This window comes from Pseudoalteromonas sp. S3178, assembly GCF_005886985.1.
Lineage (GTDB): Bacteria > Pseudomonadota > Gammaproteobacteria > Enterobacterales > Alteromonadaceae > Pseudoalteromonas > Pseudoalteromonas carrageenovora.
The window spans coordinates 19,508-33,391 of the sequence record NZ_PNCW01000076.1 but is presented as its reverse complement, the minus strand read 5'-3'; the positions used below and the strand labels follow the sequence as shown (position 1 = coordinate 33,391).

At 38.7% G+C, this 13,884-nt stretch carries 9 protein-coding genes; 3 read left to right on the top strand and 6 right to left on the bottom strand.

The window, feature by feature from the left end; genetic code table 11:
- Positions 1–44: 44 nt before the first annotated feature.
- The gene (locus tag CWC11_RS18240; RefSeq protein ID WP_138683829.1) at positions 45–506 is read right to left on the bottom strand and encodes a hypothetical protein; all 462 of its coding nucleotides are present in this window, start codon (positions 504–506) and stop codon (positions 45–47) included.
- 104 nt (positions 507–610) lie between these two features.
- Between CWC11_RS18240 and CWC11_RS18235 the strand changes: the two genes are divergently transcribed.
- The 3 genes from CWC11_RS18235 to CWC11_RS18225 all read left to right on the top strand — a co-directional run bounded on the left by CWC11_RS18235 (position 611) and on the right by CWC11_RS18225 (position 4,756).
- Positions 611–2,392: an ABCB family ABC transporter ATP-binding protein/permease gene (locus CWC11_RS18235; RefSeq protein ID WP_138683828.1), complete on the top strand. Its 1,782-nt coding sequence runs from the start codon at positions 611–613 to the stop codon at positions 2,390–2,392.
- A gap of 293 nt (positions 2,393–2,685) precedes the next feature.
- The gene (locus CWC11_RS18230; RefSeq protein ID WP_058549057.1) at positions 2,686–3,399 is read left to right on the top strand and encodes a YebC/PmpR family DNA-binding transcriptional regulator; all 714 of its coding nucleotides are present in this window, start codon (positions 2,686–2,688) and stop codon (positions 3,397–3,399) included.
- Positions 3,400–3,469: 70 nt separating this feature from the next.
- Positions 3,470–4,756: a leucine-rich repeat domain-containing protein gene (locus tag CWC11_RS18225; protein ID WP_138683827.1), complete on the top strand. Its 1,287-nt coding sequence runs from the start codon at positions 3,470–3,472 to the stop codon at positions 4,754–4,756.
- 122 nt (positions 4,757–4,878) lie between these two features.
- On the opposite strand, the gene CWC11_RS18220 is transcribed toward CWC11_RS18225, so the two are convergent.
- The 5 genes from CWC11_RS18220 to edd all read right to left on the bottom strand — a co-directional run bounded on the left by CWC11_RS18220 (position 4,879) and on the right by edd (position 13,749).
- On the bottom strand, positions 4,879–6,768 hold the full coding sequence (locus CWC11_RS18220) for an alpha/beta hydrolase family protein (protein ID WP_249330767.1): 1,890 nt from the start codon (positions 6,766–6,768) through the stop codon (positions 4,879–4,881).
- Positions 6,769–6,894: 126 nt separating this feature from the next.
- Positions 6,895–9,825: a TonB-dependent receptor domain-containing protein gene (locus CWC11_RS18215; protein WP_138683825.1), complete on the bottom strand. Its 2,931-nt coding sequence runs from the start codon at positions 9,823–9,825 to the stop codon at positions 6,895–6,897.
- A 404-nt stretch (positions 9,826–10,229) separates the two neighbouring features.
- Complete coding sequence (gene gap / locus CWC11_RS18210) at positions 10,230–11,234, bottom strand: type I glyceraldehyde-3-phosphate dehydrogenase (protein WP_138683824.1); 1,005 nt, start codon at positions 11,232–11,234, stop codon at positions 10,230–10,232.
- Positions 11,235–11,243: 9 nt separating this feature from the next.
- On the bottom strand, positions 11,244–11,864 hold the full coding sequence (locus CWC11_RS18205; protein WP_138683823.1) for a bifunctional 4-hydroxy-2-oxoglutarate aldolase/2-dehydro-3-deoxy-phosphogluconate aldolase: 621 nt from the start codon (positions 11,862–11,864) through the stop codon (positions 11,244–11,246).
- Positions 11,865–11,898: 34 nt separating this feature from the next.
- Complete coding sequence (gene edd, locus CWC11_RS18200) at positions 11,899–13,749, bottom strand: phosphogluconate dehydratase (protein ID WP_138683822.1); 1,851 nt, start codon at positions 13,747–13,749, stop codon at positions 11,899–11,901.
- Between the last annotated feature and the right edge of the window lie 135 nt (positions 13,750–13,884).

Sequence of the window (13,884 nt, the reverse complement as noted above, 5' to 3'; positions counted from 1 at the left end):
CTTAAACGTAAAACGTTAAACCTAATAAAAATTAAATAAGAAAATTAAGCGTGGTAGGTAGTTACTGCTCTATAGAGTAAGTTCGCATCTTTCCAGCCACTTAAACGCGATTTTTTACTGTGATATACAAGCGTATACCAAGGCTGAATAGCATTTACAGCTTGGGGGCGTAAAAATATTTGCCTAACAAGATGCTGCGCAAAAAACTCATAAACAACGTCGTATTCTGGCTCACTTTGTACACTGTGCAAAAAAAACGATGAATTGTTGGCAGTAAGGCGTGGCTGGTGAGCTGAAAAATCTGTTTGATGCGTTTTTTTATGCGTAGGTACGCCTGCAGACTCTGTGACAGGCTTTGTTTTAGTTATATCAACGGCGTCTGTAAATAAAGTGTGTGAACTTACAGCAAGGTTTAAATTTTGTGTTGTTTGCGCAGCATTGCTCTGCACACTAAAAAGTGCAGCAAGTAGCAAAAAGGCAGTTATAAACACACGAAATTTAAACATATTTATTTTAAAACTAAAATAAGGGATGCGTAGTATATAAGGGCAAGTATTTAAAATACAATGCATATCTATTTAGTATTCAATTTAATTTTCCGAGGCTTTTAATGCGCTCTAGACAAACCACAGAAAAACGCGCCGATGCCATGACCTTAAAACAAAGCATTAAAACGCTGTGGCCTTACATTACTAAATTTAAAGGGCGAGTATTTATTGCACTTTTAGCTCTCATAGGTGCTAAAGGCGCAACACTTTTAATGCCTTGGGCATTAAAAGAAATTATCGACTCGGTAGATAAATCAATTAATCCAATTTTAGTTATTCCCGCGTTACTACTGCTTATGTATGGTGGACTTAGGTTTGCAAGTGTTTTTTTAGGCGAAGTACGCGATGCAGTATTTTCTCGTGTGACAGAGCACGCCATGCGCGATATTGGTTTAAAAGTTTTTAAACATTTACACTCGCTTGAGCTTGCCTTTCACTTAGATAGACAAACCGGCGGGATAAGCCGTGACATAGAACGCGGCACGAGTGGGCTAAGCTTTTTAATGCGCTTTTTGATGTTTAATATTGTACCGACTCTTTTTGAAATACTCACCGTTGCTATTATTTTTGGGACGCTATTTTCTGTTTGGTTTGCGTTAATAACCTTATTAGCGGTTGCAATTTATATTACCTTTACCGTAACAGTAACGCAGTGGCGAAACCGCTTTATACGTGAGGCAAATGCCGCCGATAATTTGAGTAATACTCGCGCCATAGACAGCCTTCTTAACTTTGAAACTGTAAAATACTTTAACAACGAAGAATTTGAGGCCAAAACATACGACTCCTTTTTAGCAAACTGGGAAACCGCCCGTTTGAAAAATAGAATGTCGTTACTTGCGCTGAATTCTGGCCAAGCGCTAATTATAGCCAGTGCTATAACGGCGCTGATGTGGTTAGGCGCCAAAGAAGTGGTAACTGGCGCTTTAACAATTGGTGAACTTGTAATGATAAACGCATACATGATCCAATTATTTTTACCGCTTAACTTTTTGGGATTTGTGTATCGTGAAATAAGGCGAGCGCTTACCGATTTAGAAAACATGCTGGGTTTGCTTAATAAAAAGCCACAAGTCATTGAGCGACCTAATGCACAAAACCTAATACTTACTAACGGCGACATAGCGTTTAATAATGTAAGCTTTAGTTACAATGCCAGTCGCCCAATACTCAATGATATTAGCTTTAAAATAAATGCAGGCAGTAAAGTCGCTGTTGTAGGGGCAAGTGGCGCAGGTAAAAGCTCATTAGCACGGTTACTTTATCGCTTTTACGATGTGAGCTCGGGCACTATTACTATAGATAACCAAGCCATAGATTCAGTTACACTTAATAGCCTGCGCAGCGCCATTGCTATAGTGCCACAAGACACTGTGCTATTTAATACCACCATACGAGAAAACATAGCCTATGGCAGACCCTCAGCGAGCGATGCTGAAATAGATAAAGCAATAGAAATGGCATACTTAAAAGACTTTATTTCAACATTAGAAAACGGCGATAAAACACTGGTTGGCGAACGGGGTTTAAAGGTATCAGGCGGCGAAAAACAACGTATTGCCATTGCACGCGCTATTTTAAAGCGCTCCCCTATTTTAATATTTGATGAAGCAACCTCAGCACTCGACTCGCACGCTGAACAAGCAATATTAAATGCAATGCGTGCAGTTACTCAAAACCATACCAGCGTGGTGATTGCTCATAGGCTTTCAACCATTATAGACGCCGATAACATACTGGTATTTAATAAAGGTGAGCTTGTTGAGCAAGGCACGCATTCAGCACTTTTATTAAAGAATGGCCAATATGCACAAATGTGGCAATTACAACAGCAGGAAGATTAATTAACCTGAACTTTGGTTAAGAAAGTTACTAACATATTGAATCAAGGTGATACTTAAGTTTATTTTCTCTAGCTAGCGGTTTTCAGTGAAAACAAGGCGAATTTACGCGTCAATAGCTAGCCTATTGCAAGTAAATTCAACACAGTTAGCGCTAAAAATAGCAGCTAGAGATAGGTTTATTATCCACAGTTTAGGTTAATTACGCCCATTTACTGGCGATAAGGCGGCTTTACCTTTAGAATACCGCCTTGCAATTTTATTCTATTATTTAAATACATTAAGGCGAAACGCAGATGGGAAGAGCTTACCAAAACAAAAAAGATTCAATGGCTAAAACTGCGGGTGCTAAAACTAAAGTTTATTCTAAGTACGGTAAAGAAATTTACATATGCGCTAAAAACGGTGGTGTAGATCCAGATGGTAACCTAGCACTACGCCGTTTAATTGAACGCGCTAAAAAAGACCAAGTACCAGCACACGTAATTGACCGAGCTATAGATAAAGCCAAAGGTGGTGGCGGTGAAGATTACGCAGCAACTCGTTACGAAGGCTACGGCCCAGGTAACTGTATGATTATTGTTGATTGTTTAACAGACAACAACAAACGTACCTTTGCTGATGTGCGTGTTTGTTTTACAAAAGCAAATGCTAAAATTGGCGCACAAAATTCGGTTTCACATTTATTTGATCACCTTGCTATTTTTGTTTTTGACGGTGATGACGACGAAGCAGTACTTGAAGCATTAATGATGGCTGATGTAGATGTAACAGATGTAGAAGTTGAAGACGGCAAAGTAACTGTTTTTGCTCCGCATACTGAATACAACAACACACGCACAGCACTTGAAGAAATGGGCGTTACAGAATTTGACGAGGATTTAATTGCCTTTGTTCCACAAATTGAAGCGCCTATTGAAGGTGAAGATGTTGAAGTAATGGAACGCTTTTTAGCTATGCTTGAAGACTGTGACGACGTACAAAACGTTTACCATAACGCACAATTCTAAACTTTTTATAGTTTAAATTTAAGCCAACAGAGATGTTGGCTTTTTCATTTTAAAAGGCTTGTGAAAATTTATGAATACCCTTGCAGAGCTTAAAGCTGGTAAGTTAAATGGCGTAACACATTTGCAACTCGTTGAAGAGTTGACTGAATTTCCACCTGAAATCTTTACCCTTGCAGATACCTTAGAAGTACTCGATTTATCAAATAATAATTTATCTGATTTACCAGCTGAGTTTACATGTTTGCACCGTTTAAAACGCGTGTTTTTATCGTTTAACCAGTTTAAGCATATTCCTAAAGTGCTCGCTAAATGCCCTGCCCTAATTACGGTCGCGTTTAAAGGTAATCAAATTTCAGAGTTTGAACTAAAAAGCCTACCAAAACATATTGAATGGTTAATACTCACCGATAACACGTTAAGCGAACTGCCTGAAGACTTTGGTAATTACACCCAGCTTAAAAAGCTTGCGCTTGCAGGTAATAACCTAAAACATTTACCGACAAGCATGGCTAACTGTACTAATTTAGAGCTTGTAAGGCTCTCTGCAAACAACTTAACAAAAATTGATGATTGGCTATTAGAATTACCAAAACTTGCCTGGCTAGCCTTTGCAGGTAATAAATTTAATAAAGCTGAGTGCTTAACTAAAAGTACTTTACAAAATACCCCGCTTGAAAATTTTCAGCTTAAAAAAGTAATAGGCCAAGGTGCATCGGGCGTTATACACCTTGCAAATGCAGAAAATAACAATGTGGCGGTAAAGCTTTTTAAAGGAGCAATTACAAGCGATGGCTACCCACTTGATGAAGTAAATTGTTGCCTACAAGCTGCAAATCATACAAACCTAATAAATGTATTAAGCTATATAGAGCAAAGCACACAGCTTGGCTTAGTAATGGAATTAATAGATACCAATTATACAAATTTGGGTTTACCACCAAGTTTAGAAACGTGTACCCGCGATACATTTAATGATGGTTGTAATTACCCTATTGAAGCTGTTTATAAAATAGCAAAACAGATGGCAAATACGCTAACTCACCTACATGACAATTACGTAAGCCATGGCGATATTTACGCACACAACACCATGATAAATGAACAATATGACGTTTTATTTGGCGATTTTGGTGCGGCTACAAACTTAGCTATGCTCAGGATATATCAGCAACAGCAAATACAATTAATAGAAGTGCGCGCTTTTGGGTGTTTAATTGAGGATTTACTAAGTACTGTTAGCACAGCAGATAAGCAAAGCGAACTATTTGGTAAAATGTCCCATATAGCTCAGCTGGCAAAGCAACATGAGATTTCAAAAAGACCAAATTTTAAGATAATTGAATCAAAATTAAGCTAGGTAGACCTTAAAATTGCTCACGCTTTTAATATACTCAGCAGAGCTTTAAAGAACCCCTATCAGTTAAAAACCACAAAACAAAAAGCCACTCATTGAGTGGCTTTATTTATATAGTATAGAAACTATTTACCTATGTGTTTATGAAGAAAATCAAGCATTTCAGTCCAACGCTCAATATTATTTTCTGGCTTATAAAAACCATGCCCTTCACCGCTTTTCATCATCCACTCGAAAGGCATATTGCGCTTTTTAAGCTCATCTCTTAACCTAAATGCATGTTCTTTCGGTACTCGAACATCTTCTTCACCCTGGATAATAAAAACAGGCACTTTAATTTTATCTACATTATGTACTGGTGATTGAGCAATTCTTTGATTACCTGAAGGTAATACTGTATCTAGATAGTTAGTACCTGATTCATTCTCTTTAATATCTCCCTCGGTGTACATTAAATCTAAATCATAAACACCTACAAAACCTATTGTGCATTTATACAGTTCTGGCTCTCTAATAACACTTTGAAGTGCTGCATAACCACCATAAGAACCGCCATAAACACACATTCTGGTTTTATCGACAATACCTTGTTTTATAAGTGTTCGGGTGCCGTCAGTCATGTCATCAATCATAGATGTCCCCCAGTTTTTAAAACCGCTCGTTAAAAATGAGCGACCATATCCACCTGAGCCTCTATAGTTTGGCTGAAAAACAGCGTAGCCGTGACTAGAGAGTACTTTTACATCTGAATTCAAATTTGCTATTGAGTCTTGAACTCCATGTGGGCCACCGTGAGGTAATAAGATAAGCGGTAAATTAGTCGATTTATCTTTCGGTAACGTTAAAAGCCCTGTTAAAAGGTCACCATCACGATTTTTATAAGTAATGATTTGTGTTTTCGGAACTAAAGAAGATTTTAGCCATGGTTTGCTAGCTGTTAATACTGAAAGTTTACGTTTTTCATTATCATACACATAAAACTTTTGAGGAGTATTAGCTGATGAAACACTCAATATCATTGTTTTATTGTCGTACGTAGAAGAAGTAACACGTACATTTTGATTTTTAAAAGTGCCCATTAAGCTCTTAATAAGAGCTTGATTTGCAGGATCGTCTACATCATCGAGAAATACGATACCTACCTCATCATACTCATATGCCCCTGCGACTATCTCATCTGCTTGGCCTGTTTTAACACTAAACACAGGGGATAAATCAGCTTCATTATGTGATGCCAGCACAGTGTGCTTCTTAGTTCTTATGTTTAATGTTGCTATTGATTGTGTATCAGTTTCTAAATCACTTAAACCTATTAAAGTTTCATTATCAATAAATTTTAGTGGAGTAAAAGAGCCTTCATATTGATTAGTTTCAAGTATAACCTTCCAATCATCATCAATACTTAAACGGGCCATAAGTACTGCTTTATTACCTCTATTAGGATCGATGCCTTGGGCTGCTAATGGTTCGCCAGTTTTATTAGTGTAAACAGCAACACCGCTTCCTTTGTAAACTCGCATAGGAACCCTACCTAAGCTACGTTTACGACCTGTAGTTACTTTCATTCTATATAAGTCTAAATATGGCTCAGACGCAGTCCATTCCACGCTATAAATCAACACTTGATCTGGTTCAGTTGGTAAAATATCAATAATAGATGAGAACCTAATATCCCCAGTTTTAGAACGAGGGCCTGTTAAGATGACTTTTCTTTTACCATTTGCATCCATTGCTATAAGTTCACCAGTGGGTCTTGGTAGCTCAAACGATCCGACTTCTCTTGCCATAGTAAGTAATAATCTTTCTTCATTTAACCATGTAAATGTACTTACAGATTCATTACCCTTGCCTCGTGTTACGGATATAATTTCATTTTTATTTAAATCTAATACCGTTAAGCTAATCACACCTTCATCATTACGTGATGTTGATGCGATATAATCACCCGATGGCGATATTTTAATATCAATAAATTGTGAATGTTTAGCGTAAGCAGATAAAACAGATTGCTCCACTTTAACCGCACTTACATTGAACGAACATATTAAAATCAACAAAAAAAACAACCGAGAGAAATACATTTATTTACGTCCTTAAAATAAAAAAGCTCTCATATTGAGAGCTTTAGAAATATCCAATAATTAGAAGCTATAAGTTACGTTCGCAAAGAAACGACGACCAACTCTGTCATATTGAGAATACAATGCCGCATTACCAACATTTAAAGTACCACTAGCTGATAAAATAGGAGGCTCTTCATCAAATAAGTTAGCAATACCTGCTGTTACTTTAAGTCCCATATCAGTATCAACTGTACCAGAAAGTGAATGATAGGTTACCCATCTTGTCTCACGAGTAGCATAAACAGTTTCACCTTGATAAGTAGTTTCTTTCGAATCATTGTAGTATTCGTAATCATTAGTTGAATCTACATAACGAGTTGTCCACGTTAAGCTGTAGTCATCTTTTGAGTAAGTTAAAGAAACATTACCAGTATGCTTAGGCTCACCTAATTCACCTACGTAGTTATTTTCTTCACTGTCTTCAAATAACTTATATTTACGTTCAATTTGCATTGTATGCTCTAGGCGCATACGAAGTGAACCAAAATCAAAATCATCTTGATAAGTAAAGTTGTAATCAACACCACGTGCAATTTGGTTTGCAACATTTACATAACCACTTCTAACTTCATCTATACCGTAATCATTGTTATCACCGTTGCGGCGAGTAAATAGATCACATAGAGGCTCGTTTGCGAAATCTTTAGATTCAAAACATCTGCTCGTTATTTGGCTACCAGATAAACTAGTTACTTCATCAGAGATTACAATGTCATAGTAATCAATTGACGCAGCAAAAGTATCTTCAGGACTAGTCCATACAACACCAATGTTTTCATTTATTGCTGTTTCAGCTTTCAAGCGACCAGCACCACCGCTAGTGTAGATAATTGCAGAGCTTCCGCCAGCAGTGTAATCAGCAGGAATACCCGCAGCTTGACAGTTATTAGCTACAGTATCAGTGATATTACCTGCCGCTTGTTCATTAGCCCAATCTAAACACGGGTCAATCGATAACTGACCACTAAAGCCAGATTGGTCTGCTAAGAATAGCTCAAACAATGCAGGAGAGCGGAAAGAAGAACCACGATTTGCACGAACACTTAGACCATCAACAATAACCCAGTTCAAACCTAGCTTAAACGTTGTATCATTGCCGTAAGTAGACACATCAGTCCAACGTGCTGATGCTGTTAGATCTAATGAATCAACATAATCCATATCATTAATTAGTGGAACTTTAAACTCAGCATATACCGCACGAGAAATTTGAGAACCAGCAGTTTTACCTGCTCCTGATAAGCCCCATGAGTTTCCGTTTAGCGTGTTTTCACCAGGAGTATCATCAATTTCGTCTTTTTGGATTGAAATACCAAATGCAGTCGCAATTGAACCTGCAGGAACTTCCACTATATCGCCAGTCATATAAGCTTCAAAAGTTTGCTGCTTATAAACAGTATTACCAATATCTTCACCAAAGATAAAGTTTCTAACTTCATCAGAAGGGTTACCGTATAAGAACTGAGGATCAGTCCATGGTAAATCTACACAAGTTTTATTTGAAAACTCTGTAACTTCACCATTACACGATGTGCCGTTTGCAGTATTTAGCTGAGCCATAACCAATGAGTCACGGTAAAAAATATCATTTTTATATTCACCGTCGTTATAACTATTCTGGTAAGAAACATCCCAATCCCAAAAACCAATACTACCAGTAGCACCTAAAACAACACGGGTATAATCTACAGTGGTATCTGAAGAATAATGGTCTGATAAAGCTACTGGTAGGAAGTAAGCGTCTCCAGAGAAACCATCAAAGTTATCAGCTGGGATTATGCCAACATCAGCAGTCCAAAATTGACGGTAGCTTTGGGTCTTTGTATTCCTAGAGCTATGAATAAACTCTGCATAAGCTGTAATATCGTCAGTAATTTGATAATCACCTAACGCATATACTGACCATACTTTATTTTCTGGGTTCATGGTTTCTTCATCGCGGAACGGATGATCCATATTCCACCAACCATCACTTTCTTTATCATAAGAAACTGGGTACCAACCATCAGGCGTTCTTAAATCACCAGCTTCTGAAGCTGTGGTGTTATAGTTACTGTAACCATTATTACCAAAGAATCCATCGTAATCATAAGCAAGCTGCGGACCACTGCCAATTATATTAGAAGCTCCACCACTATATACCCATAATCCATAACCTGTTTCATTACAGTGAGCTTCACCAGTACGAGGATCGATAGGATCCGCTGAAGAGCCGTCTTCATATGTTAATAATCTTTCAGAACAATCAAGAAAATCACGGTCTCCGCGTTTTAATTCTTTTGTAATTTTATAATCTGCTGTTACACGAAAAGAACCTTTACTAAATTCTTCACCGTAAGAGAAGTTTATACGTTGTTCTTCACCACCTGATTCAAATGGTTGGCTAACATCAACAGTCACTGTTTTTGAGTCGCCTTTTTTAGTAATAATATTTATAACACCCGCAACTGCATCTGAACCGTATAAAGATGAGGCACCATCTTTTAAAATTTCAACACGCTCTACAGTAGAAAGTGGGATAGTATTTAAATCGAAGCCTGAAACTTCTCCGCGAGTACCTGCAGGGCCTGCTCTACGGCCATTTAATAGAATAAGCGTACGAGATGCACCTAAACCACGAAGTGAAACAGTTTCTGTTCCTTTACCACCAGCAGTAACATATCCAACACTAAGCGCAGAAGTAATTTGGTTTGAACCAGCAGCTGCTGTACTAGTTCTTAACAAGTCACCAAGCGTTTTAATACCTTCATTTTCGGCATCCTCTACAGTGATAATATCGATTGGAACTTCACTAGCAAAGCTATCAGTTCTGATACGAGAACCAGTAACCTGGATTCTTTCTACTTTTTCTGCACTTTCTTCTTCTGCTGCAAATGAGAACGATGTGTAAGACAGAGCTGAGCATGCTAATGCTAAACTGACTGCTTTAGATACTTTATTATTAAACATTTATTTCTCCCTGGGCCATAGCTACCTATGGTTTTTATAATTATGAAACCAGTCAACACCTAACAACGTTAACTAGCTGTTAATAATAGTATTAATAAAACCATAATTTCAACATCGAGGGGCTTCAAAAACATAAACAAGATAGTAAGTGTTAATTGAAAAGTTGAATTCAAACATAAAAACAATTAAATTCAATGACATATAGCTAAATTAAAATTAAGAACCATGCTTTTCATTTGTAAACAACTGTAAACACACCAGTTACATCTGTACTTATTGTTAACTTTGTAAATTAGGGAGCTTGAGTTTTTAGATTTGGAGGTTAAATATAAATGTTCTATAAATACAAAAAAGCCGCGATATACGCGGCTTGGTTGGATAAAGCTAAACTTTTACAGGGTCAATTATAAGTACTGACCTAATGCTTTAACTTGGTCTAACATGCGGTTTGAGAAACCCCACTCGTTGTCGTACCAAGCCATTACTTTAACTAATTTGCCATCAGCTTTAGTTTGCGTTGCATCAAAAATTGATGAAGCTGGGTTGTGATTAAAATCGATAGAAACAAGCGGAAGCTCGTTGTATTCTAAGATCTCTTTCATTGAACCCGTTGCTGCGGCTTTCATTACTTCGTTGATTTCTTCAGCTGTTGTGTCGCGTTTAGTGATAAACGTAAAGTCTACTAAAGAAACATTGATAGTAGGTACACGTACCGACATACCGTCTAATTTACCCGCAAGCTCAGGAAGTACTAAGCCAACAGCTGCAGCAGCACCTGTTTTAGTTGGGATCATAGATTGTGTTGCACTACGCGCACGGTATAGATCTGGGTGATAAACGTCAGATAAGTTTTGATCGTTTGTGTAAGCATGAATTGTTGTCATGCTACCTTGTTCAATACCTACTGTGTCGTTAATTGCTTTTGCAATTGGCGCTAAACAGTTAGTAGTACAAGAAGCGTTAGAGATGATGTTGCTATCAGCGTTAATTACGTCGCTGTTAACACCATGTACTACAGTTGCGTCTAGGTCTTTACCAGGTGCTGATACAATTACTTTTTTAGCACCAGCTGTAATGTGCTTAGCCGCGTCTTCACGCTTAGTGAAAAATCCCGTACATTCTAAAACGATATCTACGTTTAGCTCTTTCCACGGTAAGTTTGCAGGGTCACGCTCTTGAGTAAGCGTAATTACGTCATCACCTATTAGCATGGTGTTATCTGCAAGTGTTACTTTTTTAGAAAATTGACCATGAACTGAGTCAAACTGTGTTAAGTGTGCATTTACGTTAGCAGGTGCTAAATCGTTAATTGCTACAATTTTAATTTCACTGTTTTGTGCTGACTCGTAAAGCGCTCGTAATACATTGCGACCGATACGACCATAACCGTTAATTGCTACATTAATCATTTTAGACTCCTATTTAAGTTCACTTGCTTGGCGAGCAAGCGCTTCAATGGCTTGCCAGTCTTTATTTTCAATAAGTTGTTTATCTAGCATCCACGTACCACCAACACAAATAACGTTTTTAAGCGCTAAGTAGTTAGGTGCAGTTGCTAGGCTAATGCCACCGGTTGGGCAAAAAGTAATATGTGGTAATGGGCCACCAATCGACTTAAGCATTGCTGTTCCGCCAGCGGCTTCAGCTGGGAAGAATTTTAAATACTTAAAACCATGACTTGCTAACTGCATAACTTCGCTCGCAGTTGCAGCACCAGGTAAAAATGGAATATCTGAATTTTTAGCCAATGCTAATAATTCATCACTTACGCCTGGGCTTACCATAAAATCAGCGCCCGCTTCTACTGAAGCGTCAAAGCTTGCTTTATCAACCACTGTACCTGTACCAACGAAAGCTTCTGGAACTTCTGCCTTCATAAGTTTTACTGCTTCAACAGCAACAGGTGTACGTAGCGTAATTTCAAGGGCTTTTAAGCCACCATTATATAACGCTCTAGCTAGTGGTGCTGCATCTTCTAGTTTTTCGATTACAACCACTGGCACTACGGGTGCCGATGCTAAGATTTTTTCAATACTCATTACTTGTTCCTCATTACCCAGTGTGTGGCAATTATTATTCAAGTCCAAAAGCACTCGCACCTAAATCGGCGCTGCTTACAATATTTCTAAATCCAGTAAATAACTCTCGGCCTGTACCAAACGTTAAGCTTGGTTGGCTAAGTTGTAGTTCACGCTTAGCAAGTTCTTCATCGCTAACATGTACTTTTAATATTCCGTTAGGCGCATCTAGAGTTACTAAATCACCTTCGTGAATTTTTGCAATAATGCCACCTTCAACAGCTTCTGGCGCTAAGTGGATTGCAGCAGGCACTTTACCTGATGCACCCGACATACGACCATCAGTAACAATGGCTACTTTAAAGCCTTCGTCTTGAAGGGTTGCCATTACCGGCGTTAATTTATGAAGCTCTGGCATACCTTTAGCTTTAGGGCCTTGCTCTTTAAGTACAGCAATAAAGTCTTGGTTTAATTCGCCACGGCTATATGCCTCTTGCAGTTCGCCTTGTGAGCTAAATACTTTAGCAGGCGCTGTTACTACTTGGTGCTCGGTTGCTACAGCAGATACTTTAATTACTGCTTTACCTAAGTTACCAGTAAGTAGTTGTAAGCCACCTTGCTTGCTAAATGGGTTGTTAATTGGGCGAAGTACTTCTTCATCAAGAGAGTTTTCAGGACAATCTACCCATTTAACTTTAGTTGGGCCATTTGAATCGCTCATGATTAAGCTTTCGTCTTTATCAAGACGCGGCTCTGTCATGTACGGTGCAAGGCCATCACCTAGCATTGTTTTAACATCGGTATGTAAATAGCCAGCGCTTGCAAGTTCACGCATTAAAAAGCCCATTCCGCCTGCAGCTTGAAAGTGATTTACATCTGCTGAGCCGTTCGGGTAAATACGCGTAAGTAGTGGAACAACTTCTGATAAATCAGACATGTCTTTCCAAGTAACTTGAATACCAGCCGCTTTTGCAATAGCAACAATATGAATAGCGTGGTTAGTAGAGCCACCTGTTGAAAGCAAGCCAACTAAACCATTAATAATGGTTTTTTCGCTGATCACATCTGCTAAACATGGGCTTTCTTTATCATCTGTAAGTTGCTTAAGCATGGTTTCTACAGCATTACCTGTTAGTCCATCGCGAAGCTCTGTGTATGGGTTGATAAATGAGCTACCTGGAAGGTGCAAGCCCATTATTTCCATAAGCATTTGGTTTGAGTTAGCAGTACCGTAAAACGTACAAGTACCCGCGCTGTGGTAAGACGCGCTTTCAGCTTCTAGCAAGTCTTCGCGGCTTACTAAGCCTTGTGCAAACTTTTGACGAATACGTGCTTTTTCTTTATTTGGGATACCAGATTGCATTGGGCCTGCTGGTAAAAAGAACACAGGTAAATGGCCAAATGATAATGCGCCAATTAATAAACCAGGGACAATTTTGTCACACACGCCTAAACAAAATACGCCATCAAACACGTCATGCGATAATGAAATAGCTGTAGACATTGCAATAACATCGCGAGAAAAAAGCGATAGTTCCATGCCGTCACGCCCTTGCGTAACACCATCACACATTGCAGGTACGCCACCAGCAACTTGTGCTGTTGCGTCGTACTTAGTTGCAAGGTCTTTAATTAAATCTGGGTAGTCTTTGTATGGCACATGGGCCGAAAGCATATCGTTATATGAGTTGATAATAGCAAGATTAGGCTGCTCATCAGCCTTTAAGCGCGCTTTGTCGTCGCTGCTACACGCAGCCATAACGTGAGCGATGTTTCCGCAGCCTAGTCCGGCACGAACTCTTGTTTGTTTTTTTGCGTGCGAAATACGATCTAAATAATCTTGACGGGTTTGTTTACTGCGTTCGATAACGCGTTGGGTGACTTCTTCAATGCGAGGGTGCAACATAATTTAGCTCATCTCTATTAGTTAGAGGAAAAAGGCTCAGTAGCAATTACAGACTCCACGTAAATAACTGCCCTGAGCATCTTTGATTTACCCGTTCAAAGGTACGCTACCAGGGAGCCTCTCACAACAACCCTG

Excerpts from the sequence above, each read along its gene's own strand:
- CWC11_RS18205 (WP_138683823.1), bottom strand. The coding sequence starts at position 11,864 with ATGAGTATTGAAAAAATCTTAGCATCGGCACCCGTAGTGCCAGTGGTT.
- CWC11_RS18240 (WP_138683829.1), bottom strand. The coding sequence starts at position 506 with ATGTTTAAATTTCGTGTGTTTATAACTGCCTTTTTGCTACTTGCTGCA.
- CWC11_RS18215 (WP_138683825.1), bottom strand. The coding sequence starts at position 9,825 with ATGTTTAATAATAAAGTATCTAAAGCAGTCAGTTTAGCATTAGCATGC.
- CWC11_RS18225 (WP_138683827.1), top strand. The coding sequence starts at position 3,470 with ATGAATACCCTTGCAGAGCTTAAAGCTGGTAAGTTAAATGGCGTAACA.
- CWC11_RS18235 (WP_138683828.1), top strand. The coding sequence starts at position 611 with ATGCGCTCTAGACAAACCACAGAAAAACGCGCCGATGCCATGACCTTA.
- edd (WP_138683822.1), bottom strand. The coding sequence starts at position 13,749 with ATGTTGCACCCTCGCATTGAAGAAGTCACCCAACGCGTTATCGAACGC.
- CWC11_RS18230 (WP_058549057.1), top strand. The coding sequence starts at position 2,686 with ATGGGAAGAGCTTACCAAAACAAAAAAGATTCAATGGCTAAAACTGCG.
- gap (WP_138683824.1), bottom strand. The coding sequence starts at position 11,234 with ATGATTAATGTAGCAATTAACGGTTATGGTCGTATCGGTCGCAATGTA.